The 23089-nt window shown below is 65.8% G+C and carries 21 protein-coding genes; 2 read left to right on the top strand and 19 right to left on the bottom strand.

The genetic code is table 11. The features are described 5' to 3' along the window. Nucleotides 1-3: 3 nt before the first annotated feature. Nucleotides 4-1305 (top strand): DUF1116 domain-containing protein, encoded by a 1302-nt coding sequence (locus C1A30_RS00615; RefSeq protein WP_101946357.1) that lies wholly within the window; start codon nucleotides 4-6, stop codon nucleotides 1303-1305. Then, the gene (locus C1A30_RS00610) at nucleotides 1302-2795 is read left to right on the top strand and encodes an APC family permease (RefSeq protein ID WP_160112665.1); all 1494 of its coding nucleotides are present in this window, start codon (nucleotides 1302-1304) and stop codon (nucleotides 2793-2795) included. Before C1A30_RS00615 ends, C1A30_RS00610 begins: the two co-directional genes overlap by 4 nt. Before the next feature lie 4 nt (nucleotides 2796-2799). Here C1A30_RS00610 and C1A30_RS00605 read toward each other — a convergent pair whose 3' ends face one another. The 19 genes from C1A30_RS00605 to C1A30_RS00515 all read right to left on the bottom strand — a co-directional run bounded on the left by C1A30_RS00605 (nucleotide 2800) and on the right by C1A30_RS00515 (nucleotide 23008). Then, nucleotides 2800-3324 carry an Lrp/AsnC family transcriptional regulator gene (locus C1A30_RS00605; protein ID WP_101946355.1) on the bottom strand — a complete coding sequence of 175 codons (525 nt, stop codon included), beginning with the start codon at nucleotides 3322-3324 and terminating at the stop codon, nucleotides 2800-2802. Nucleotides 3325-3353: 29 nt separating this feature from the next. Continuing rightward, nucleotides 3354-5756 carry a CoA transferase gene (locus C1A30_RS00600; RefSeq protein ID WP_101946354.1) on the bottom strand — a complete coding sequence of 801 codons (2403 nt, stop codon included), beginning with the start codon at nucleotides 5754-5756 and terminating at the stop codon, nucleotides 3354-3356. Further along, complete coding sequence (locus C1A30_RS00595) at nucleotides 5756-6724, bottom strand: enoyl-CoA hydratase/isomerase family protein (RefSeq protein ID WP_101946353.1); 969 nt, start codon at nucleotides 6722-6724, stop codon at nucleotides 5756-5758. The genes C1A30_RS00600 and C1A30_RS00595 overlap by 1 nt, the downstream gene beginning before the upstream one ends. A 10-nt stretch (nucleotides 6725-6734) precedes the next feature. Next, nucleotides 6735-7850, bottom strand: a complete 1116-nt coding sequence (locus C1A30_RS00590) for a Xaa-Pro peptidase family protein (protein ID WP_101946352.1) — start codon at nucleotides 7848-7850, stop codon at nucleotides 6735-6737. After that, entirely contained in the window at nucleotides 7840-9075 is a 1236-nt protein-coding gene (locus tag C1A30_RS00585; RefSeq protein ID WP_101946351.1) for a Xaa-Pro peptidase family protein, read from the bottom strand. The genes C1A30_RS00590 and C1A30_RS00585 overlap by 11 nt, the downstream gene beginning before the upstream one ends. Then, a complete protein-coding gene (locus C1A30_RS00580) occupies nucleotides 9072-10247 on the bottom strand; it encodes an amidohydrolase family protein (protein ID WP_101946350.1) in 1176 nt (391 codons plus the stop codon). Before C1A30_RS00580 ends, C1A30_RS00585 begins: the two co-directional genes overlap by 4 nt. Before the next feature lie 14 nt (nucleotides 10248-10261). Further along, nucleotides 10262-11485, bottom strand: a complete 1224-nt coding sequence (locus tag C1A30_RS00575; RefSeq protein ID WP_101946349.1) for a cytochrome P450 — start codon at nucleotides 11483-11485, stop codon at nucleotides 10262-10264. Nucleotide 11486: 1 nt separating this feature from the next. After that, nucleotides 11487-11681: a ferredoxin gene (locus tag C1A30_RS00570; RefSeq protein ID WP_101946348.1), complete on the bottom strand. Its 195-nt coding sequence runs from the start codon at nucleotides 11679-11681 to the stop codon at nucleotides 11487-11489. Nucleotide 11682: 1 nt separating this feature from the next. Beyond that, entirely contained in the window at nucleotides 11683-12393 is a 711-nt protein-coding gene (locus C1A30_RS00565) for a TetR/AcrR family transcriptional regulator (RefSeq protein WP_101946347.1), read from the bottom strand. Then, a complete protein-coding gene (locus C1A30_RS00560; protein ID WP_101946346.1) occupies nucleotides 12390-13190 on the bottom strand; it encodes an SDR family NAD(P)-dependent oxidoreductase in 801 nt (266 codons plus the stop codon). Before C1A30_RS00560 ends, C1A30_RS00565 begins: the two co-directional genes overlap by 4 nt. An 86-nt stretch (nucleotides 13191-13276) precedes the next feature. Continuing rightward, on the bottom strand, nucleotides 13277-14128 hold the full coding sequence (locus C1A30_RS00555; RefSeq protein ID WP_235009592.1) for an alpha/beta fold hydrolase: 852 nt from the start codon (nucleotides 14126-14128) through the stop codon (nucleotides 13277-13279). Beyond that, complete coding sequence (locus tag C1A30_RS00550) at nucleotides 14125-14715, bottom strand: NADPH-dependent FMN reductase (protein ID WP_101946344.1); 591 nt, start codon at nucleotides 14713-14715, stop codon at nucleotides 14125-14127. Before C1A30_RS00550 ends, C1A30_RS00555 begins: the two co-directional genes overlap by 4 nt. Nucleotides 14716-14722: 7 nt before the next feature. Then, on the bottom strand, nucleotides 14723-15718 hold the full coding sequence (locus C1A30_RS00545; RefSeq protein ID WP_200828117.1) for a cyclase family protein: 996 nt from the start codon (nucleotides 15716-15718) through the stop codon (nucleotides 14723-14725). After that, a complete protein-coding gene (locus tag C1A30_RS00540; protein WP_101946343.1) occupies nucleotides 15702-16541 on the bottom strand; it encodes a coniferyl-alcohol dehydrogenase in 840 nt (279 codons plus the stop codon). The genes C1A30_RS00545 and C1A30_RS00540 overlap by 17 nt, the downstream gene beginning before the upstream one ends. Beyond that, nucleotides 16538-17869, bottom strand: a complete 1332-nt coding sequence (locus C1A30_RS00535; protein WP_101946342.1) for an LLM class flavin-dependent oxidoreductase — start codon at nucleotides 17867-17869, stop codon at nucleotides 16538-16540. Before C1A30_RS00535 ends, C1A30_RS00540 begins: the two co-directional genes overlap by 4 nt. After that, the gene (locus C1A30_RS00530; protein ID WP_101946341.1) at nucleotides 17866-19611 is read right to left on the bottom strand and encodes an FAD-binding protein; all 1746 of its coding nucleotides are present in this window, start codon (nucleotides 19609-19611) and stop codon (nucleotides 17866-17868) included. Before C1A30_RS00530 ends, C1A30_RS00535 begins: the two co-directional genes overlap by 4 nt. Beyond that, nucleotides 19604-20524: a 3-carboxyethylcatechol 2,3-dioxygenase gene (locus C1A30_RS00525; protein ID WP_101946340.1), complete on the bottom strand. Its 921-nt coding sequence runs from the start codon at nucleotides 20522-20524 to the stop codon at nucleotides 19604-19606. Before C1A30_RS00525 ends, C1A30_RS00530 begins: the two co-directional genes overlap by 8 nt. Beyond that, entirely contained in the window at nucleotides 20472-22142 is a 1671-nt protein-coding gene (locus C1A30_RS00520; RefSeq protein ID WP_101946339.1) for a bifunctional 3-(3-hydroxy-phenyl)propionate/3-hydroxycinnamic acid hydroxylase, read from the bottom strand. Before C1A30_RS00520 ends, C1A30_RS00525 begins: the two co-directional genes overlap by 53 nt. A gap of 2 nt (nucleotides 22143-22144) precedes the next feature. Beyond that, nucleotides 22145-23008, bottom strand: a complete 864-nt coding sequence (locus tag C1A30_RS00515) for an alpha/beta fold hydrolase (RefSeq protein ID WP_101946338.1) — start codon at nucleotides 23006-23008, stop codon at nucleotides 22145-22147. Between the last annotated feature and the right edge of the window lie 81 nt (nucleotides 23009-23089).

Raw genomic sequence — 23089 nt, 5'->3', positions numbered from 1 at the left:
GCGATGACGACAGAAACGATGCCGCTGCCGTTGACCGAGAACGCCGAACTGCGGCGCAGTCGGGCGAATGCCACTGCGCTGGAACGCCTGTTGTCGGCCGAACCTGTGCTCGTCGACGTCGCCGCGGCCCGCGACGTCGTTCCCGGGATGACCGATGCGACGATCCTGACGTCGGGAGCGCCGCTCGAGTGGCCGCAGTACACCGGCGGGCAACGCCGGTCGATTCTGTATGCCGCGGTGTACGAGGGACTCGCCGATTCGCTCGAGGCGGCCGAGAAGGGACTCGACAGCGGCCGCATCGTCGTGCGCAGCACCCAGCAGCATCACTGCATCGGATCGGTCGCGGGTATCTACACCGCCTCCATGCCCGTGCTGGTGGTCCGGGACGACACCTACGGCGGCACCGCGTTCTGCAATCTCTACGAGGGCAAGAGCAGGCACCGCCTGAACTACGGTTCGTACAACGACGAGGTCCGGGACGGCCTGCGGTGGTTGGAGCACACCATGGCCCCGGTGCTGTCCGAAGCGCTGAAACTGCACGGGCCGCTTCCTTTGAAACCGATCATGACGCGGGCGCTGCGCCTCGGTGACGAGCTGCACAGCCGTAACACCGCCGGCACAATGATTTTCGAGCGTGAGCTGACGTCGTCCTTCATCAAAATGGGCAACACGCGCAGTGCGACCGCGGTATCCGACGTACTCGACTTCTTCCGGGAGAACGACTACACGTTCCTGCGGATGGGGATGGCGGCAGCAAAGGCCATCGCGGATGCCGCGCACGGCGTCCCTGCCAGCACACTGCTCACCGGAATGAACATCAACTGCCTCTCGTTCGCGATCCGCGTCAGTGGGTTGGGCGATCAATGGTTCACCGGTGTGCATCCGCGCCTCGACGGCAAGTTCTTCGACGGATTCGGCCCGGACGACGTCGAATGGATCGGCGGCGAGAGTTGCTTCACCGAAGTGGCGGGACTTGGCGCGTTCGCACAGGCCGCCGCGCCAGCGCTGCAGGCCTACCAGGGCGGCAGCTTCGAGAAGATGATGGCGAACAACGTTGCGCTCTACGACATCACGCTCGCCGAGCACCCGGAGTTCGCGATCCCCGCGCTGGGATTCCGCGGCACCCCGGTGGGCATCGATCTGATGGAAGTCCTGCGGCTACGACGAACACCGATGATCGACGGTGGACTCGCGGGCAGCTCCGGCGGGCAGATCGGCGCCGGCCTGCTGATCCCGGACCTCGACTGCTTCGAGTCAGCGTTCGCCGCCTACCGCGCCGAGTACGACACGGACGGTGCCCGATGACCGAGACCTCGCCGAAGCCCAAGCTGGATTCGGCAACCGGCCAGAGCTCCGCCCGGCCGAAAGGCATGGGACCGCTCGAACTGGCGTTCTTCGTCATCGCCGCCGCCGGCCCCCTGCTGGTCGTCGCGGGATACACGCCGCTGTCGTTCAGCATCGGCGGAATCGGCGCGCCGGGAGCGCAACTCGTGGCCAGCTTGGTGCTGCTCTTCTTCGCCGTCGGGCTCACCAAGATGGCGCTGCGCATACCGAATGCCGGCGCGTTCTACGCCTACATCGGTCAGGCTTTCGGAAAGATGGCCGGTGGCGGGGCCGCGGTCCTGGCCATGGTCTCCTACTCGACCATCGCCATCGGCGAGATCGCCGTCGTTGGGGCGTTCGCCGCGACACCGTTGGACAGGGTCACCGGCGCCGACATCCCCTGGTGGGTTTGGTCTTTGGCGGCACTGGCGATCGTGGCGTTTCTCGGCCACCGCCAGATCTCGATCAGCGCCAAGGTTCTCGGCGTGGCACTGATGACCGAGGCCGGTGTCCTGCTGATCCTCGGCATCTGCGTGTTGTTCCGGGGCGGCCCGGAAGGCATCGATTTCAGTTCGTTCGCGCCGTCGGCCATCTTCGCGGGCGGCGGCACGGGCGCCATGTTCGCCATCGTGTTCGGAGCGTTCATCGGATTCGAGTCGACGGCGATCTACGCCGAGGAGTCGCGGCAACCCGAGAAGACGGTGCCAAGGGCGATCTACCTTGCGGTCGGGTTCCTGGGTATCTTCTACACATTCATGGCGTGGATCATCTTCACGGCGTACGGCAAGACGCAGATCGTAGCGGCAGCAACCGCCGATCCCGTCCGACTCGTCTTCACCGCCATGGAGAGCTACGTCGGGCACCCAGCCGTCGTGGTCACCGAGATTCTGTTGGTCACCAGCGCGTTCGCGTCAGCATTGGCATTTCACAACACCGCAATTCGCTATCTGCACACGCTGGGCCGTGAACGCCTGCTGCCTGAGTCCACCGCGCGCGTGCATCCGATCCACCGCTCGCCGCACCGTGCGAACGTCGTGCAGACGGTTTTCGCGTTGTTGGTGATCGGCGCTTTCATCATCGCGGGCGCCAAGGATGCCTATCTCAACGTCTTCCTGCCGGTGGTCTCCGGCGGTGTGCTCGCAGTGATCGTGTTGCAGACCCTGTGTTCGGCTTCGATCCTGGTGTACTTCAACATTCGGCACACCGACCATGGACTGTCGCGGTGGAGCACGTTGGTCGCGCCGCTGCTCAGCCTTGTGGGTCTGCTGATCGCCTCGTATCTGGTGGCCAAGAACTTCGCGCTGCTGTCCGGGCAGACCGGCTGGATCAACACCGTGCTGCTATTGAGTCTTCCCGCGCTGGTTCTCGTCGGCGTGCTGCGTACCTACTGGTTGCGCATCCACAATCCTTCGCAGTACGAGCAACTGACGAAGATCAACGTCTACCGGATCGAGCAGCCTGCCACGGAATAGCGGACTACCACTCGAACGAGAATTTCTCGATCTTGAGGATCAGCGACGTCTCCACCGCGGTGATACCCTCCATCGCGCCGAGCACATCGGTGGTGAAGCTGAGCACGTGCGCCTGATCGGCGAAGAAGGCCTCGATGATGAGATCGAAACGGCCGGTTGAGTATCCGCAGTAGCGGACCTCGGGCAGCGCCGCGAGGTTTCGGCACACGGTGCGCAGACTGTGCAGTTCGGTGGAGATCCCGATGATCGCAGACAAGTTCAGTCCGGCCAGGCTCGGGCTCGGGATCGCGACGACTTCGATGGCACCGGTGGACAACAGCCGGGCGATGCGTTTGCGGACGGTGGTTTCGGTGACACCGATGGTTTTGGCGATGTCGACATTGCTGGCCCGTCCGTTTGCGCACAGCAAGCGGATGATCTGGCGGTCGGTTTCGTCGACGGTGGAAACCGAGACCTCGTCCGTGTCGGCGATCGCGGGATCCAGTGGGGACGTTCGCCGGCGGGCCGGACGCTTTCCACTTGCAGCCATGCGCCCATGATAGTTTGCCGCTTTTGCGCTCAGACCTTCGCGCCGCCCATTGCCGGCGCTGTGCCGATCACGCCCGTGGCTTCGAGATCGTCGATTTCCTGGTCGCTGAGTCCCAGTTCCGACAGCACCTCTCGGTTGTGCTGCCCGAGCAGTGGCGCGGGCCGGACATGGACGCGCTCGGGCCCGCGGGTCGACCGGAACGGCAACGTGCTGTGCGGTGTTGCCTCGTTCACCGGGTGCGCCACGTCCTCGAAGAAACCGCGCGCGGCCAACTGCGGCAGCTCCGATTGCCGGTGCGGTTGCATGACCTTGGCGACCGGAACGCCGCAGTCCCACAGCGCGTCGACGATCTCGTCGCCGGTGCGGGTGTCACACCATGCATTCAGCTCCTCGTCGATCAGGTCGTGGTGTCGTCGCCTGCCGTCTACCGTCGCCAGCGCGGGATCCGTCGCCCAGTCCGGATCACCAAGTGCTGCAGACAATCCCGCCCATTGCGCATCGGTGGTGACCGCGACGGCGACCCAACAGTCGCGCCTGCCGAACTCGTCGATCTCGTTGGTGCGGTAAAGATTTTGCGGCGCGGCCGTCGGACCGCGATTCCCGTCGCGCTGCAGCAGCGCGCGGTATGCCGAGTGCTCGATCACCTGCTCGGCGGCGACGTTGAGCGCGGCGTCCACCATCGCCGCCTCGATGTGCACACCGTGACCGGTCCGGCGGCGGTGCTCGAATGCGATCAGCAACGCGTTGAGCGCGTGCACGCCCGCGTTGGGGTCGCCCACGGAATACGGTTCGTACGGATTGCGGTCACGATAGCCGGTCAGCCAACTGATTCCGGATGCCGCCTCGATGACGTAGGCGAACGCCGAGTTGTCCCGCCACGGGCCGTCGAGGCCGAAGCCGGGCATCCGCAGCATGATCGCGTCGGGCCGGACCGCCTGCACGGCAGCGAAATCCAGCCCCATCTGGTCAAGCACGCGGGGGGTGAAGTTCTCGACGATGACGTCGCAGGTTTCGATCAGCCGCATCAGCAGTTCGCGGCCCGCTGCGCTCTGCAGGTCGAGCGTCAACCCCTTCTTGTTGGTGTTGAGCCCGGAGAAGATCGGCGACTTCTCCCACCACTGGTCCTCGGTGATTGGGATGCCCGCGATCAACCGGGTGCCGTCCGGGCGCCGCGTCGACTCGACATGGATCACCTCGGCGCCGAGCATGGCGAGCATGTGCGTGCACGAGGGCCCGGCCCAGAACGTCGTCATGTCGACGACGCGCAACCCCTCGAACGGCAACGCCGAAACGGACATTTGGGTGTGATTTCGGGCCTTTCTTCGACCCATTTGTCCGTTTCGGCGGTAGTGGTCGGTGTGCTCGCCGAGGCGGGGCGCCGGTTGCGGCGCTCGCAGCACGTCCGGCGTGGTGCGATACGGCGGCGCGGGTTGGGTGAACCCATCGCGCGGATTGCGCACGAACGACTTGCGCTCGACGAAATGGTCGAGGGATTCGACATTGGCACCGTTGGCGACCGGCGCGTTGGGGATCCGGAACGCGGTCGCGAGATCGCGGATCTCGTCGACGGTCTGGCCCTCGACCCAGCCATACAGTTCGTCGGCCTTCTCGTTGGCCTGTTCGGTGATCGACAGCGGCGACTCCTCGTCGATCCAGTCCTGGTGGCCGGTCATCGCGCACAGGTCGAACCACTGCTGCGCGGTTCCACAGCCGATGTCGATCAGCCCGTCCTTGGCCCGCGCGATACCGGGCACCGTGAGCCTGCGGGCGTCACGCCACGGCCTGCCGAGCATCTCGAAGTAGCTCACCGGGTAATAAGTGAGGCCGAGGATCTGGGTCTCGAGCATCGACAGGTCTATCAACTCGGCGGCGCCGCGCCTCCTCGATGCCAACGTCGCTGCGCTGGCATGCGCGCCCGCGAGGTATTCGCCGACCTGACCGCCGACGAAAACCGGTGCGCGGTCGGCCGACCCGCGCCCGAGTCCCACGATGCCGCCGGACCACGCCTGCAGGGTGAACTCGGTGGCGGGCCGGTCCGCCCACGGCCCGTCCAGACCGAACGGCGTGATGGACGTGACGGTCAGGTGCGGATGCGCCCGGTGGATCTCAGCGGGAGGCAACGCTTCAGCGACTGCCGAACCCCGCGACCACACCACCGCGTCAGCGTCGGCGAGCAACCCGTTGACGAAGTCCAGGTCGGTGTCGACGTCCGCGACGACGCTGCGCTTCGAACAGGCCAGGAAGCTGAACAGCGCACCGTCGTCACCCGATCGAATGTCGGCTCCCGAGGCCGACCAACGGCGCAGCGGGTCACCCTGCGGAGACTCCACTTTGACGATCTCCGCACCGCCGTCGGCCAGCAGCTTGGTGCAGTACGCGCCGGCGATGCCGCTGGAGAGGTCGACGACGATGAAACCGTCGAGCGCCGTCACTAGCTCTTCTTCTTGCGGTTCGACTTGCTCAACCGGAATTCCGGCGGGAACTTGCCGTCGTTGTCGTTGACGGCGTCGGCCAGTCCGCTGTCGATGGCATCCATCATGTCGAGGTCGTCGGTGTCGTCGTTCGCGACGCCGCTGCCCATCGACTCGAAGAACGCGGACAACAAGCTGCCCATGTACTCGCCCTGATGCTGCTTGTATATCTCGAAGAACATCTTCTGCTGAAAGACGGTGTCAACAGGCCGGTTCCGCGCGCAGGCCCGGGCGTACTTGTCGACCTCCGCCTCGAGCTGATCCCGCGGCACCACCTTGTTGAGAAAATTGCAGTCGTACATCTCGGCGGCGGTGAACGGCCGTCCGGTGAACACCATCTCCTGGAATTTCCGCAGCCCCATCATCTGCACCCACGTCCACATCCGCGGGCCCCAGCCGTAATAGCGGAACGACGGATGACCGAAAAGGGCATCCTCGGACGAGATCACCAGATCCGCGTCGGCGCACTGGTAGAAGTGCCAGCCGTAGCAGTAGCCCTTGGCTTCGACGATGCTGATCTTCTTGAGTTCCTGCAGCGGCCGGTTGCCCGCCTGCACATTCGCATACCACGCGCTGATGGTTGCCCCGCTGCGGAACGTGCCCGCAGGCGGGTAACTGACCTCCCCGACGCCCTCGTCCTCGAGCCGTAGTTCGGCCAGCCGGAGATCGGTATCGTCGTAACCCTCCATGAATTCCGGCAGATCGGCGCCGCTGCCGAGGTTGTCTCCGACGCCTCGTATCACCACGACCTTGACGTCGTTGTCGACGGTCGCCGCGCGAAGCAGATCCGCGTACCGCAGCCTGGCCGCCGAGGTGGGCGCATTGAGGAACTCCGGACGGTTGAAGGTGATCGTGGCGATCTTCGTCTTCGGATCCTTCTCGTAGAGAATGATCTCTTCGGGCTTGGGCCGACTTTTGCTGTCTGCCATCAGAACTCCTTCAGCTGATTGCCGCGCCGGCGCGACTGCTCCACGACGGGCTCGACGTCAACAGCTCCGGGCCGTCCGGCGTGATGAGCACCGCCTCGCGCCCGAACACCGCACCCAGCCCGTCCTGCGACACGTAACCGGTGACCGACAGCACCATTCCCGGCTCCAGAATTTCCTGCGCCGCGGTGGCCTGCAGTTGCGGTACCACGACGGGTGGGTCGAATCCCAGCCCCAAGCCATGGGCCACTGGCATCGGCGGCAGCGGCTCACCGGCGTCGTCATACGCCGTGAGCAGGTCCACCGCGTGCCGGCCCGGTTGACATGCCGCTGCGAGCTTGTCCCACAGCGTATTCCACCGGTCGTACAGCGCCGACGGATCGACCTCGCCGACCGGCCACGTCCGACCCACCTCGCCGACATAGCCGTCGCGCAGGACGCCCGCCGAGAGGGCCACCAGATCGCCGCTTTCGATCGGCCCACCGGCGCGCCGCGACGTGATCCACGCGCCGTCCTGGGTGGCGGGTGTACTCACCCCGCCTGCGGCCTGCGCCTCAAGCAGAATCGCCGTCAAGTCCTTTTCGGTGGCGCCCACCGCAAGCGCGCCGACCGCGGCGGCAAGGGATTCCTCAGCGACCTGCAGCGCCCCGCGCAGCGCGATCACCTCTTGCGGTGTCTTGATCCGCCGCGCGGTGCGCATGGCCAGTTCGCCGTCGACGAACTCGGCGTTCGGGAACGCCAGCGGAAGCAGGTTGGCGAATGACGGTGTGAGCGCGTCGGTTCCGACCCGACGTGCTGTCGACGCGCCGGGGATGGTTTTGAGCACCTCGATCAGCGTCATCGGGTTCCACGCCAACCCGTAGAGGTGGTCGTGCGGGATGTCGTCGGGCATGCCCTCGTCCCATGTGCTGTTCAAGTGGATGTCTCTACGCGAACGCACGACGGTACAGATCGGCCCGAACGGCCGGGTGCCTGCGACCCACAACTGCGGCGCGCCCGAGAAATACCGGACGTTAGCCTGTCTGCCGAGCACGAGCACATCGAGGTCGTGCGCTTCCATCTGGGCGAAGGCACGTTCGCGCCGACCGATTCGCAATGCCCGCTCGTCGGGCACGATCTCAGTCGCCATAGGGAGCATATGGGTAGTTGGTCAACGGCACGTAGCCGTCCTCGGTGATCACCACAATCTCCTCGCTTCGATAGCCGCCGGTGCCGTCCTCCCAGACCACCGGCTCGAGCACCAGCACCATGCCGGCCGGGAAGACGAAGTTGTCGTCGAATTCCTGGCCGAGATCCGTTCCGATCATCGGCATTTCGGCTGCATTGGTGCCGATGCCGTGGCCGAGATAGAAGTGGGGCAGCCACGGCTTCTGACCGCCGTTGGCAGCGATCGCGGCACGCGCCAGGTCGCCCGACGTCGCACCCGCCTTGGTCACCTTCAGCACCGCTTCGAGGATGCTGCGCCACTTCCGGAACTGGTCCTGCTGACGTTCGGACGGTGTTTCCCCGACCAGCCAGGTCCTGCCGAAGTCCGAGCAGAATCCCGTGTAGGTGATGCTGACGTCCGTCCACAGGACGTCGCCCTTGGCCAGTTCGCGCTCCGTGCTCAACAGCGGAAGCGCCAGGTCGCCGTGTGTGGTCCAGGTGCCCTCGGCCTTGGTGGCAGGCATGACCTGCCAGATCGGCTCCAGCATGCTGGCGGTGGCGCCGAGTTCAAAAGCGCGGCGGACGAATTCGGCCGACAGGTCGATCTGGCGGACACCGGGGGTGAGGGCCTTCTGCACGTCGACGGCTGCTTCGTCGGTGATGCGGCACGCCCGCCGGATACAGGAGATCTGGTCGGCCGTCTTCACCAGCTTGGCCGCACCCACGACAGGCGCGGCGTCCACCGGTGGGCCACCAGGGAACAACCGGTCCGCCGCCCGGCGCATCGCGCCGGTCAGTTCATCGACGCCGACCGTCGCTCCCGCCGGGATGAGCTCGGCCAATACCCGGCCGAAATGCTGCACCCCCTCCTCAAATTCGAGGTACAGCGGCGGATGCAGGTGATCGGATGGCACCTCCGTCTCCGATGCGTCACCACCCCGCTGCGGCATGAACAGGTGCGGATGCTCGTCGTCGGCCAGCACTATCGCGACGGGGCGTACGACGTGGGACAGTCCCGCATCCAGCAGCGGCCAGCTTGCGCCGGTGGCATACACCACGTTGCCGTTGCCGAGCAGTATCAGCGCGTCAACCCCGTTGTCCGCCATGGCTGCCCGCAGCCGGGCGCCGCTCTCGCGGTACATCCGGTTGCGGTCGGGCCAGTCCGGGATATCCAGCGCGGAGGTGACCGCGGTCAAGGATGCGGTCATCCGTCGAGTCCCAGGAACTTCTTGATGTTCGTGCTGACGATCTTGACCGCGTTCTGCTGGCCCACGGCGTCGACGACGGCCGCCAGCGACTTTTCCGAGTAGCCGAAGGTGCTTTCGTTGTGCGGATAGTCCGACGACCAGAACACGTTGTCGACACCGATCCGGTCGATCAACTGCAAACCGAGCGGGTCGACCATGAACGACGCCGCCATGTGGTTGTCCCAGTAGTACTGGACATCGTGGGCGAGTTCGTGGTTGAACATGTGCCGGTAGGAGGCCAGCATGTGTTCGGCGTCCTGCAGCGCCGTTGGCACCCAGGCGATTCCGCCTTCGAACCAGCCGATCTTCAGGCTCGGGTGGCGGTCCAGGATGCCGGAGAACACGTACTTGGCGAACTGCTCGCGGAACGAGTCGACGTTGATCATCATGCCGACGACGACGCTGTTGTTCTCACACGGGGTCTTCGGCGGGGTCTCGCCGATGTGGTGGGTCACCGGCAGCCCCGCCGCCTCGATCTCGTCCCAGACCGCATCCATCGCCGCGCCGCCGTAGTCGTAGACGTTGCCTTCGTCGTCCTTACCGGGATTCAGCGGCAGCAGGAACGTCTTGAGCCCCAACGCCTTCAGCTCCTCGAGCGTGCTTCTGGTGCCCTTCGGGTCCCACCAGTTGATCAGCCCGACGCCGTAGAAGTGGCCGTTCGACCGCTCCTGCAGATCGGCCATGTACTCGTTGTAGATGCGGAACACGCGTTCGCGCAGTGCCTTGTCCGGGTAGTGGAACAGCGCCAGCACGGCGTTCGGGAACGCCAGCTCCTTGTCGATGCCGTCCTCGGCGAGTTCCTGGATGCGCGCCTCGATGTTGTTGGATGCGGCGCCCGCGAGGTCGTCGTACTGCATCAGTACGCGACCGAAGTCGCCGCCGACCCACGACTTGCCTTTCATGCCGACCATGTAGGCGCCGTCCTCGTACCAGATACGTGGCGCTTGGCCCTTCAGGTCGTCGGGGAATCGCTCGAAGAAGATGTCGTCGGCGACCGAGATGTGGTTGTCGGCCGAGAAGATCTCGGTGCCCTCGGGAATTCCAGTGAGGCCGGCCTCCAGGGCGTGTCCCCTGCGGTTCTTGGGCGCGCCCCAGCCCTCGGCGGGATAGAGGGTGGCTGTTTGAGTTGGCATGGTCGACGCTCCAATCACCAGGTAACGGGAAGTTCGTAGACGCCGTACGCGAGGCGGTCGTGTTTGAACGGCACCTCGTCGAACGGGATGGCAAGACGCAGCGTCGGAATGCGCCGCAGCAGCGTGTGAAAGACGATCTGAAGCTCGGCCCGGGCGAGTTGCTGGCCCACGCACTGATGGCGGCCGTAGCCGAAGCCCAACTGCTGACCCGCGTCGCGGGTGAGGTCGAGCTTGTCCGGCTCGGCATAGGCGCTGGCATCCCAGTTCGCCGGAGCGAGGTCCAAGATGATGCCCTCGCCGGCGCGGATGGTCTCGCCACCGATCTCGATGTCCTCGATGGCGACCCGGCGCTGCCCGTTCTGGATGATCGACAGGTAGCGCATCAGCTCTTCGACGGCGTTGGCGATGAACTTCGGATCGTTGGAATCACGAAGCAACGCAGCCTGTTCGGGATTCTCCAGCAGCGCCAGCACCCCGATACCGATCATGTTGGCGGTGGTCTCGTGCCCTGCGATCAGCAGGCCGGTGCCCAGTTGTGCGGCTTCCTTGACGTCGATCTCACCCGCGTTGACCCGCTCGGCCAGGTCCGACACGGCGTCCTCGGACGGGTTTTCCATCTTCTTCTTGACCAGATCGATCAGGTAACCGGCCAGGCTCATCGCGCCCTTCTGGCCGTCCTCCGCGGTGGCGTACCTGGCCAGTCCGACGTTGGCGTGATGCTGAAAGAACTCGTGGTCTTCGTATGGCACGCCAAGCATTTCGCTGATCACCCGGGTTGGCACCGGCAGCGCCAGCTTGGTGACGATATCGGCGGGTTGCGGTCCGGCCAGGATGGCGTCGATGCACTCGTCGGTGACCTCCTGGATGGCGGGCCGCAGACCCTCGACCCGTTTGAAGGTGAACGGCTTTGACAGCATCCGCCGAAACCGGGTGTGCTCCTCGGCGTCGGAGGTGAACACCGAACGCGGCCGCTTGTACACCGTCGAGAGCATGTGCTCGTTCCAGTGCGGGAAGCCCTCGCGGCGGTCGTCGACACTGACCCGCGAGTCGGCGAACAGCGCCCGCGCGACCTCGTGTCCGGTGACCAGCCACGGCGTGCTGCCGTCCCAGATGCGCACCCGCGACAGCGGTTTCTCCACACCCATCTCGAGTACCTGCGGCGGCGGTGCGAACGGGCAGCGCGCGTCGCGGTCCATCGGGTATTCGGGAATGTCCAATTGGGTCAGGGTTTCCGACATGTCAGTCCTCGATGTCGATGGCCATGGCGGGGCAGGCCGCCGCGGCCCTACGGGCGTTCTCGGCCTGGTCGTCAGGCGGGTTGGCGGTCACGAGGATCACGACGCCGTCGTCGTCACGCTGCTCGAACACCTCACTCGCGTTCAGCACACATTGGCCCGACGAGACGCATTTGTCTTGGTCGACAGTCACTTTCATGTCAGTCGTGCTCCGAGACGGGTGCGCACCACAGCCCGACGATCGCGTCGATCAGGCCGGATCCAACAGCGTTCCAACTCATCCGGGGGACCTCGGCGCCTTCGGCGAACGCGCGCTCGAAGTCGGCGCAGGTGTGCATCATCAGGTTGCGGGCCATGATGTTGCGCTCGGCGACCACGGCCATCGGCAGGTTCGGCAGACACCGGGTGATGCCGTCGACGACCCGCGCCAGCGACGGCGAGGCCAGCGCGTCCTTGGTCACGATCTTGTGATACGCGGGGTCGGCCATCACCTGAGCGGCGAACCGCGCGTACCACGTCGGGTTGCCGAGTCGGGCCAGATGTTCGGTGAACGACTGCACCAGACATGCGATCCAGTCGCGTAACTCCGTCGAGTCACCGGTCTCGGCGACCATCGCGTCGAGCAGTCCCTCGATCGACGCGCGGTGCTTCTGCTCGATGGCCCGCACCAGGTCGGTCTTCGTCCCGAAGTGGTAGCCGACCGCGGCGTTGTTTCCCTGTCCCGCCGCCTCGCTGACCTGCCGGTTCGACACTGCGTAGACGCCGTGTTCGGCGTACAGGCGCTCCGCGGCCTTCAGTATCGCTTCTTGGGTGGAGCTGGCCCGATCGGCGCGCACGGTCCTGGCAGTGGTCACCTGCCTAGTCAAGCCCGTCGCCCGTCTTAAGTCAAGCGACTGATTTAAACATGTCACTTGCGCCGGATCACCTTGCCCGCGACGGTGCCGCCGTCCACCGGCAACACCGTGCCGGTGACGTACCGCGACCGGTCCGTGGCGAAGTAGAGGGCGGCTTCGGCGACGTCCCCGGCGGTGCCCTCGCGTTTGAGTGGGCGGTCGGCGCGCATCTGGGCGCGGATCTTCTCCTCGAATTCCGCCAGCTTCTCGCGGTCCTCCCCCGCCGCCGACTTGCGCACGATCGCGGTGCGGATGTTGCCGGGCGCGATGGCGTTGACCCGAATCTCGTAGTGCGCCAATTCGATTGCGGCCGACTTGGTGAACTGGATGACCGCGGCTTTCGATGCGCGGTAGGTCATCACGCCGCCGCCTGCCTGGATGCCACCGATCGAGGTGATGTTGATGATCGACCCGCCGCCGTGTTCCGACATGTGTCGTGCGGCGTCGCGAGTGCCCGCCATCACGGCGCCGACGTTGATCGCCATCACCTTGTGGAAGTCGGCGAGGTCGTCGTCCATGAAGCTTCGGTGCATGGTGCCGGATACGCCGGCGTTGTTGACCATGACGTGCAGGCCGCCGTAACTCTCGACCGCCGTCGACACCAGTCCCCCGACCTGGTCGAAGTCGGCGACGTCGGCCTCGACGAACGTGGCGTTGTCGCCCAACTCCGCCGCCAGCGCCTTACCACTGTCGACGGCGACGTCGCCGATGACGACCTTGGCGCCTTCCGCGGCGAACCGTCGCACCAGTCCTTCACCGAGGCCCGACGCACCGCCGGTCACGACGGCGACCTTGCCGCTCAGCTCGTTGACCATCGCATCGTCCCCTTACGCCGAAACGGACGTATCGCAGGAAAAGTTCGAGAGAAACGCGCCGAAACGTCGATCTCGGCGGAAGTACTTCATCCCCATGACGCAGGCACCTTTCGTTGCACCTCGTTCAGGAAGTCCACCAGCACGTGGTTCACCACCGATGGTTGCTCAATCTGAGGGCAGTGACCGGCTTTTGGCACTACACAGGACCGGCCGCCCGGGATCTTGGCTGCGATCTCCGCCGCCCACCCCGGCGCAAGGAGTTTGTCGCACTCGCCTTCCACCACCAGCGTGGGTACCGCGATGCGTTGATACGGCCGGTCACTCGACGGCAATGCAGGCGGCTCCAGTCCAGGGCGGCGGAAGCGTGCGGCCGCGAGCGCTTCCCATGCGCCTGGTGCGATGCTCGACTCGTAGCGCCGCCGGACGTAGGCGTCGTCGGCGGGGTATGCGGGGTCGTAGAACAGCGCCTCGACGATGCGTCGCATCCCGGAAAGCGTTGCGTCGTAGTCGTAGAGCGCGGCGGAGTGCTCGTTGCGCTGGATCTCGCCGCCACCGCAGATCATCACTAGAGTTCGCGCGGGCAACTGCGGGGTGTCCGAGGTGGCGTCGACGAACAGGTTCACCGCGCCCATCGAGTTGCCGACGAAATGTGCCGACTCGATGCCGACCGCATCACAGAATCGGGCGATGTGCCTGATCCGCATGCCTCGGCCGTCGTTGAAGTCGATCACCTTCGCCGAACCGCCGAACCCGAGCATGTCCAACGCGAACACGCGGTGGTGTGCGGCGAGCGTGGCGATGTTGCGTTCCCACCCGATCTCCGCGCTGACACCGAACTCGCCGCCGTGCAGCAGCACGACCGGATCACCCTGTCCCGCTTCGAGATACGCCGTGACCAATCCATCCACGAGGATGGTCTTGCGGGAGTAGTCGGTCACGCCGTTTCCCAGGCGGCGCGGGCGAACGCCAGCAGTTGAGTGGCAAGCATGTCGAGTTGGCCCTGCACACCGGTGTCGGCGAGCCGGCCCGCGTCGTCCCATATCTGGTCGGCCGAATTGATCGCGACGCCGAGCGGCGTCGGCCATGCGCGCAGGGCGTGGCCGATGCTGCGCAATTGGCCGAGCGTTCCGACCGCCGCCTGCCATCCGTAAGCGCAACTGATGCAGCCCCACGGGGTGTTGTCCAGGTAGACCCGCGGATCGTCGCGCAGATCCTCGATGTAGTCCAGCGCGTTCTTCACCAGTCCGGACACCGCGCCGTGGTAGCCGGGTGATCCGACGACGACCGCGTCGGCATCGCGCAGTGCGCTGACAAGTTCGAGCGCCTTCGGCGTGCGCTTCAGTTCATGCGGCGCGTACATCGGCAGATCGAGGTCGGGTCCGGCGAAGAACGTCGTCCGCCCGCCCTGTCGTTCGACGGCGTCCAGGCAGTACCGCAACGCGCGCTCGGTGGACGAGTTGGCCCGCAGGGTCCCGCCGAGACCGACGACCAGCGGCGCGCCGCCTGTGGTTGTGCTTGTAGTCATGTCCTACCTACTTGATTGCGATGGGGTTCACCGGGGAGCCGACGGCGCCGACGACACGCAACGGCGGTGCGATCAATTGGAATTCGTACACGCCGTCGGCGGCGCAGTCGGCCGCCAATTCGGTGAGGTTCCAGTACTCGCCGAGCATCAGCCCCATGTCGCGCAGACACAGCATGTGCATCGGGAGGAAGGTGCCCTCGACACCGTTGGCCGGGTCGGGGTCCTCCACCATCAGGTTGTCGGCGGCGACCGCGGCCACCTCGTTGTCGTGCAGCCAGGACGCGCAGGTCCAATGCAGGCCCGAGCCCGGTTCGGCGCCGTCACCGGTGGCGCAGAACCGGGTCCACCAGCCGGTGTGCACCACCACGATGTCACCTCGGCCGATGGTCACGCCCTGCGCCTTGGCGATGTCGTCGAGTTCGGCTGGGGTGACCGAGTTTCCGGGTTCGAGGAACACGTCTGCGCCGCGGTGACGGACCGCGTCGAGCAGCACACCGCGCGAGATGATGCCCTTACCGTCGACCTTGTCGATGCCGCAGTGGTAGGCACCGAAGCTGGTCACCGAGTCCGCAGGGAAACCGTTGTAGAGCTTGTCCTCGTAGTAGACGTGGGACAGCGCGTCCCACTGCGTGGCGGCCTGCAACGGCATCACGATCATGTCGTCGTTGAACCGGAATGGGTTGTCCACGAAGAACTCGCTGACTTGGTGCGCCACCGAATTGCGCAGCCACTGTGGCCCGAATTCGGCCAGCGTGTTCGCGTCGCCGCCGTCGACGGTCATCACGTGCGTGGGGTTCTGCCGGAACTGGAAGGCGCCCTGCGGGCCGCCCGAACCGAAGTCGCCGCCGAGCGAGATGACCTTGCCGCTGTTGACCAGCGCGGCCGCCTGTTGAACCTTCTCGGCGGTGATGAAGTTCAGCGTGCCGAGTTCGTCGGCGTCGCCCCACCGTCCCCAGTTGCGGACGTCGTCGGCGACGCGACGAAAGTCATTCAGGCTGGCCATGCTTTGCTTTTCGCTCGTCCGTCACGTCACCGAACACCCTTTCCGCCACCGAACCCCCGTCCACCCAGATCACTTGACCACTGATGTAGCGCGCGGCGTCGCTGTTGAGGAACACCAGCACACTGGCTTGCTCGTCCGGGCCTGCGACACGACCGAGCGGCGTCTGAAAGGAGTCGAGAAACTCCTGCCCGTACGCCGAGCGCAGTTGATCGAGGATCGGCGTATCGGTGACCCCTGGGCCGGTGCAGTTGATCCGGATTCCCTTGGCGCCCAGCGCCGAGACGTTGGCCATGCCGTAGAGGATCAAGGCCTCCTTCGACAGCCGATAGCCGCCGCCCTCGGCGACCGGCCCGGGGTTGCGCCGGCACCACTCGATCCCGTCAGCCATGGACGCGGTGTCGAGCAGGCCGATCGTGTCGACCGCGTTCTCGCGAAAAGCCGAGGCCGCCAACGACGACACATTCGCGATCGCCGACCCCGGCGGCATCTTGGGCACCATCGCCTGGATGAAGTGCCGCGTGCCGAGGAAGTTGATGGTCACCACCCGCAGCGGGTCCTTGATCCCCGACGACACGCCCGCGATGTTGAACAACGCATCGATCGGCCCGTCGATGGCTGCTGCTGCCCGGTCGATCGACGCCGCATCGCCGAGGTCGACCTCGTGGAACTCCTTGAGCTGCAACGCGGGATGCTTCACGTCCAGCCCGACGACCTCGGCGCCCAGTTCGGTGAGCTGACGTGCGACGTGCTCACCGATGCCCGACGCACACCCGGTGACGACGGCGCGGCGGCCGTCGTAACGCCAGAGTTCGTCGATGCTCACTTCTTGTCCGCAGAAGGATTCCTGCTGTCCCACCCCTCCCCCAACTTCAACTTCGCCGCAGCGGCTTCGATGCCCGCGTTCATCTCGTCCATCGCCAGCGACACCTCATTCGCGGTGTAGTTCTCGCGGCCGGTCGGCAGGCCGCCGAACGAGTATGTCTCGTCGAATTCCGGCGCGTTGGACCCCGGCCTGCGGGCCTCGGCCTTCTCTAGGATCGGCTCCATGCGCTTGGCCTTCTCGGCGGCCGACTTCTCGTGGCGCTCGATGAACTCGGGCAGCACCTCTTTGCCCATCAGTTCGATCGACTCCATCGTCTCCTCGTGACGGCGCGGAGTGAGCAGCAGAATCAGTTCGTCGACACCGCTTTCCTCGTAGCCGCGCAGAAACTCGCGCACGGTCGCCGGGCTGCCGATCGGGCCACGATCCGGGCCGTAGACGATGCTCGGATCCTTCTCGATCTCTTCGAGGTGCCGCTGCCACACGCCGGTCCGGCCCGGGGTGTGCATGCCGGTCATGTAGTAGTGCATGATGCCGAACGCGAAGAAGCCGCCACCCTTGCCGAGTCGTTCGATGGCCTGCTCGTCGGTGGGGGCCACCATCATCGACAGGTCGCCGCCGATCGCGAGGATGTTCGGGTTCATCTGCGGCGTGACAGGCACCGCGCTCTCTTCGAACTCCTTGTAGTAGCCGTTCACCCGCTCGGCCAGCGGGCCGGGACCGGTGTAGGCGAAACTCAGTGCGCCGAGGCCCTTCTGCGCGGCCATCGACACCGACGCCGGTCGGGTGCAGGCAACCCACACGGGCGGATGCGGTTTCTGCAGCGGCTTGGGAACCACGTTGCGCGGGGGCATCTCGACGTGCTCGCCCTTGAAGCCGGTGAACGGCTCTTCGATCATGCAGCGGATCGAGACTTCCAGCGCCTCTTCCCACATCTTGCGCTTGTCGGCGGGGTCGATGCCGAAGCCGCCCAACTCGCCGACCGAGGAGGACTCGCCGGTGCCGAACTCCACGCGGCCGTTGGAGAGCAGGTCGAGTGTCGACACGCGCTCGGCGACGCGGGCTGGGTGGTTGACGGCGGGCGGAAGATGCATGATGCCGAAGCCGAGCCGAATGTCCTTGGTGCGCTGGCTCGCCGCAGCGAGGAAGATCTCGGGCGCGGTGGAGTGACAGTACTCTTCGAGGAAGTGGTGCTCGGTCAGCCACACCGTCGAGAAGCCCGCCTTGTCTGCGGCTTCCACCTCGTCGAGTCCGTCCTGGAAGAGCTTGTGCTCGTCGTCGGGCGCCCACGGCCGAGGCAGCGGAAACTCGTAGAACAAAGAAACCTTCACTTGCTTCCTCCTTGGAAGATCGAGCGGTCTTGGTGATTGCTCTCGGTTGTGCGTGCGATGTGGTTGGCGGCCACGTAGCCGAATGTCATGGCAGGCCCGATGGTTGCGCCCGCCCCCGCGTAGCTGCGTCCCATCACGGCCGCCGACGCGTTGCCCACGGCGTACAGGCCTTTGACGATGCTGTCGTCCTCGCGCAGGACCCGCGCGAATTCGTCGGTGCGCAGCCCGCCCGATGTGCCCAGGTCGCCGAGGATGATCTGGAACGCGTAGTACGGCGGCTTGCCCACCGGGAACAGATTCGGGTTGGGCAGCGTCGGGTCGCCGTAGTAGTTGTCGTAGGCGCTGTCGCCGCGGTTGAAGTCATCGTCGTGACCCTTGTGCGCCAACTGGTTGAACCGGTCAGCGGTGGCACGCAGGTTGTCCGCGGGCACCCCGATCTTCGCCGCGAGTTCCTCGAAGCTGTTGGCTTCCTTGACCACACCGGATTCCAGCCACGCGTTGGGCACCTTCCACCCGGTGGGCACCGGTGCGAACGGAATCTTCGGGATCGGCAGGTGGCCTGCGACGACGTAGCGGTGAAACGACCGGATGTCGGTGATCAGCCAGCACGGGATGTGCGAAACACCGGAGCGTTGGCCGTCGATCATCGCGTGCGCGAAATCCATATAGGGCGCTGCCTCGTTGATGAATCGCTTCCCGTCCCCGTTGACGACGAACTGTGACGGCATCATCCGCTCGTTGAGCATGAACTGCAGACGGCCGTCGGGCCAGCAGATGGCCGGGAACCACCACGCCTCGTCGAGCAGGTCCGTCGAACCGCCCACCTTCTCCCCTGCCCGGATGCCGTCGCCCATTGCGGCGGGATTGCCGAAGCTCCAGTCCTTTTCGAGCACCGGCAAGTGCTGACGCCGCCAGGCCATGTCGTGGTCGAATCCGCCGCTGGCCAGGATCACGCCGCGGCGCGCGCGGATCCGAAGCGCTCCGCCGTCCCGTTCGACCACCGCACCGATCACGGTGCCGTCGACATCGGTGATCAGTTCGGTCATCGGCGCGTTCAGCCACAGCGGAATGTCCTGTTGTTTGAGCGCAAGGCGCAGTCGGACGGCCAACGACTGGCCGATGGCCGCCATCCGATCGCCGAACACCCGGGCCCGGAACATCCGCCAGATCAGCTTCAGCAGCACAGCCTTGCCGCGCCAGTTCTGCCGAACCTGATAGAACAGCCGAAGATCTTTGGGGGCGAACCAGATTCCCTTGGGCGCCAGCGCCAGCGGCTGCAGCAGATGCTGCTCCTCGTCGCCGAGCTTACGCAGGTCGATCGCAGGCACGTTGATGGTGCTGCCGAGTTGCGAGCCGCCGGGCAACTCGGGGTAATAGTCGGCGTAGCCCGGTTTCCAGACGAACTCGAACCACGGACTGAGGTTCTCGAGGAACTCCATCATCGCAGGCGCGCTGTCGACGTACTGCCGCAACCGCGCGTCACTGACCAAGCCGCCGGTGATCTGCTTGAGGTACTCGAAGACCCCGTCGGGGTCGGGTACGTAGCCCGCCTTGCGTTGGCTCGGGGCACCCGGTACCCAGATGCCGCCACCGGACAGCGCCGTGGAACCGCCGAACTGCGGCGACTTCTCGACGACGAGGGTGTCCAGACCCGAGGCGTCGGCGGCGAGCGCGGCCGTCATGCCGCCCCCGCCGGACCCGACCACCAGCACGTCGACGGTGTGATCGAACAGTTCAGACATCCAGCACCGCCGTTCGGATCGCGAACCCCGCGATCAATTCGGGAGCCGCCCGGTAGAAGCGGTCCTTCGTCGCGTACCGGCCGTGAGCGGAAAGGGCGCCGAATGCCGCCACCCAGGTGCGGATTTCGTGGGCCGAGTGGCCGGCCTCCTTTTCGATCCAGCTGTTCGACCAGGCGTCGACGTCGGCAAGCCGGTTGGTGTCCAGCAATTCGAGGAACGCGTGGTCCCAGTCCGGGTTGAGCGGCTGAAGGGGCCCATGGCCGCCCGCGAACTCACGCGCGGCCTCCATGACCGCGACCTGGCGGGCTTGCCGCTGCTCGGCTGTCATCGGCTGGCCGTGCACGATCCGGTCCAGTGCCGCGGGCGGCGCGGTGGCCAGCGTCGGCACCGGCGGATCATGGGACAGCCCACCGGATCCGACGAGCAATACACGCTTGCCGAGCGTCGCCGCGTATGTGCCGACGGCGGCACCCAGCGCACGCACCCGGCGCAGCGGGCCCAGCGGCGTTGCGACCGAGTTGATGAAGATCGGGATCACCGGCCGTGCGGTCGCGTCGCCGAACAGCTTCTGCAACGGCTGCACCGTGCCGTGGTCGACGTCCATGCTGGCCGAGATCGCCACGTCGACACCGGATTCCAGCACAGCCCTGGCGCATTCGGTCGCGATGTCCGCAGGCACGTCGAGCGGGCCGGCGTGGGTGCCGTAGTCGCCGACGCCCTGGGCCGCGGTGCCGATGCAGAACGGCGGCATCGTCCGGTAGAAGAACCCGTTGTAGTGGTCCGGGGAGAAGATGACGACGAGTTCGGGGTCGTAGGCGGCGACGAAGTCACGCGCCCTGGCGAGCGCGGATTCGATGTCGTCAAGGAGATCCTGCGACGGTCCCGGAAGATTCAGCAGTGGGCTGTGCGACATACAGCAGAGGGCGAGTGGCACCGTTACCTCCTCCCGGGGTCAGACAGAGAACCTTGAAAAGCGACTCGGACACATCGGCCGCGCGTTGGGCGATGCACGCTGCCGCGATGCAGCGGTCGGGCCGCAGGAACAACACGGAGTCGGTGTAGGTGTCGAACCATGACTTCAGCGCACCGGTGCGGTCCCCGACGATCACGACGTCGGGATCGTCGTGTCCGGTCCAGTGCAGTTGCGTCATCGGCCGGGCGGCAACGAATGTGGCTCCCAACGCTTTCCACCGGTCGAACACGTCGTCGCCAAGGAATGCGCGCGGATTGTTGCTCCAGCACAACACGGCGAACCCGGGACTGAGCACGTCGTCGAGCAGGACGTTCTGCGCGTCGCGGGTGTCCACCCGCGGCTGGATGAACAGCGTCCCCGTCGGCGAGGTCTCCCCGCCCGTGTGGAACACCGCGCCCTCCTGGTAGCGCGGCATCGGCTTGAACCGCATCTCGAGGATGTACCGCTTGAGCGTTGGCACCACCGAAGCCGCGTGGATGACACGGTCACGCAGCGCGGCCACCCGCCGATTCGTCGGCGAAATGACCCGCCCCACAAGGGTGGACAGGTCGATCATCGCGCGCGCGTGCTTGCGGCGTTCGACGTCATAGGTGTCGAGCAGCCCGTCGCCGGCGTGGCCGTTGACCACCGCCGCCAGCTTCCAGCCCAGGTTGGCGGCATCGCGGATGCCGCTGTTGTAGCCCTGCCCCTGCCACACCGGCATCAGGTGCGCGGCGTCGCCTGCCAGCATCAGCCTGCCCTTGCGGAACGCCCCGGCGATGCGGGAATGGTGGGTGTAGACGCGGTGCCGGATGATGTCGACGCGCTCCGGATGCGGTACCAGTTGCGAAAGCATGCGCCTGACGAAGGCCGGATCCTCGGCCATCGCGTCGGACTCGTCGGCGTGAATCATGAACTCGAAGCGGCGAATTCCGTGCGCGATCGAGATCGAGACGTATGGCCGCGCGGGGTCGGCACCCACTTCACTGTTGGGATGACCGAGCGGATCATTGGCGCAGTCGATGACCAGCCAGCGCGTCGACGATGTGGTGCCGTCGAACGACACCCCCATCAGATGCCGGGTGACGCTTCGGCCGCCGTCGCATCCGACGACGTACCGTGCGCGTACGGGCTCACTGCCGTCCGCGAATCCGACGGTCACGCCGTCGGTGTTTTCGCTGCAGGACTCCATCCGCCTGTTCCACCACACCTCGACGTGGTCAAACCGGTCCAGGCCGGAGAGCAGTTCGGCGTCCACCATCGGTTGCACGAAGCCGTTGCGCTTCGGCCATCCGAACCGCGCATCAGGTGGCGCCATCTCCGCCAACAGTCGGCGTTTGGCGTCGAAGAACCGCAGGATCTGGTTGGGCACGGTGTGCGGCAGGATGCGGTCGACCAGACCGATCGACTGGAAGGTGCGAATGGCTTCGTCGTCGAGTCCGACGCCGCGGGGGTAGTCGATCAACGACGGCCGTTCGTCGACCACCAGAGTCCGAACACCCTGCAGGCCAAGGATGTTGGCCAGGGTAAGGCCGACGGGCCCGGCCCCGACGATGACGACGTCCGCCCGGTTGCTCATCGTCAGCGCCCCTGCAGGAAGTCGAGATGCAGTGCGTTGAACGTCTTGGGATCCTCGTACTGGGGCCAGTGCCCACAGCCCGGCATGACCTCGAACCGGGCGCCGGGGATCATCGACGCGATGCGACGACCCTCCTCGACGTCGGCCGTCGGATCGTCACTGGTCCACACCACCAGGGTCGGCGCGGTGATCGACCCGTACTCGGCGGGGCCGAGCAGATTCCGCGCCCGGATCTCCGGATCCTGCAGCGCCATGATGTCTTTCATCGCCGCGGCGAATCCCGGCTGTCGATAGATGCGTTGCCTGCTCGCGACGATGTCGTCGTAACCCTTGGACTTGTCGGCCATCAGCCACTTGATGCGGGCCTGCACGGTCTCCCACGTGGGGTCCTCGGCGGCGGCCATCGACAAGGTGATGATCCGCTTCATCACCTCGGGGTCGGCTTGTGACCCGCCCGCGGTATTGAGCACCAGTCGGTGGATCCGGTCCGGGTGGTCGACGGCGGCGCGCGCGGCGACCCAGCCGCCGAGCGACTCGCCGCTGATGTGCGCACGCTCGGCGCCGATCGCGTAGAGGAACGCCATCAAGTGGTCGACGTAGTGGCTCACCTCCAGCGGGTGACCGGGCTTGTCGGTGTAGCCGTGGCCCAGCATGTCGATCGACCAGGTGGAGAAGTGCTCGGCGTGGGCCTCCAGATTGCGCACATACGCCTCGGCGTGCCCGCCCGACCCGTGCAGGAACACCAGTGCGGGGTTCGCCGGGTCACCGGCGTGCAGGTAGCGGGTGCGCACTCCGCCCGCGTCGAGGAACCCCTGCGAGAAGGGGACGCCCTGCAGGTCACTCCACACGCTCTCGTGCTCCGCCACTCGTCACCCTCTCTTGACTCCGAGAATGTGATTCTCGTATTTTGTAAGCACTCTGCTCATTTATCGCACAATCATGTGCAC

Origin of the sequence: Mycobacterium sp. 3519A, assembly GCF_900240945.1 — a bacterium.
GTDB lineage: Bacteria > Actinomycetota > Actinomycetes > Mycobacteriales > Mycobacteriaceae > Mycobacterium.
Note: the sequence above shows the minus strand (reverse complement) of the source record. Positions and strands in the feature narration are given on the sequence as shown.

What these genes read in the sequence shown, in the direction of transcription:
- C1A30_RS00615 (WP_101946357.1), top strand. Translation starts at nt 4, where the DNA reads ATGACGACAGAAACGATGCCGCTGCCGTTGACCGAGAACGCCGAACTG.
- C1A30_RS00610 (WP_160112665.1), top strand. Translation starts at nt 1,302, where the DNA reads ATGACCGAGACCTCGCCGAAGCCCAAGCTGGATTCGGCAACCGGCCAG.
- C1A30_RS00605 (WP_101946355.1), bottom strand. Translation starts at nt 3,324, where the DNA reads ATGGCTGCAAGTGGAAAGCGTCCGGCCCGCCGGCGAACGTCCCCACTG.
- C1A30_RS00595 (WP_101946353.1), bottom strand. Translation starts at nt 6,724, where the DNA reads ATGGCAGACAGCAAAAGTCGGCCCAAGCCCGAAGAGATCATTCTCTAC.
- C1A30_RS00590 (WP_101946352.1), bottom strand. Translation starts at nt 7,850, where the DNA reads ATGGCGACTGAGATCGTGCCCGACGAGCGGGCATTGCGAATCGGTCGG.
- C1A30_RS00585 (WP_101946351.1), bottom strand. Translation starts at nt 9,075, where the DNA reads ATGACCGCATCCTTGACCGCGGTCACCTCCGCGCTGGATATCCCGGAC.
- C1A30_RS00580 (WP_101946350.1), bottom strand. Translation starts at nt 10,247, where the DNA reads ATGCCAACTCAAACAGCCACCCTCTATCCCGCCGAGGGCTGGGGCGCG.
- C1A30_RS00575 (WP_101946349.1), bottom strand. Translation starts at nt 11,485, where the DNA reads ATGTCGGAAACCCTGACCCAATTGGACATTCCCGAATACCCGATGGAC.
- C1A30_RS00570 (WP_101946348.1), bottom strand. Translation starts at nt 11,681, where the DNA reads ATGAAAGTGACTGTCGACCAAGACAAATGCGTCTCGTCGGGCCAATGT.
- C1A30_RS00560 (WP_101946346.1), bottom strand. Translation starts at nt 13,190, where the DNA reads ATGGTCAACGAGCTGAGCGGCAAGGTCGCCGTCGTGACCGGCGGTGCG.
- C1A30_RS00550 (WP_101946344.1), bottom strand. Translation starts at nt 14,715, where the DNA reads ATGACTACAAGCACAACCACAGGCGGCGCGCCGCTGGTCGTCGGTCTC.
- C1A30_RS00545 (WP_200828117.1), bottom strand. Translation starts at nt 15,718, where the DNA reads ATGGCCAGCCTGAATGACTTTCGTCGCGTCGCCGACGACGTCCGCAAC.
- C1A30_RS00530 (WP_101946341.1), bottom strand. Translation starts at nt 19,611, where the DNA reads ATGTCTGAACTGTTCGATCACACCGTCGACGTGCTGGTGGTCGGGTCC.
- C1A30_RS00525 (WP_101946340.1), bottom strand. Translation starts at nt 20,524, where the DNA reads ATGTCGCACAGCCCACTGCTGAATCTTCCGGGACCGTCGCAGGATCTC.
- C1A30_RS00520 (WP_101946339.1), bottom strand. Translation starts at nt 22,142, where the DNA reads ATGAGCAACCGGGCGGACGTCGTCATCGTCGGGGCCGGGCCCGTCGGC.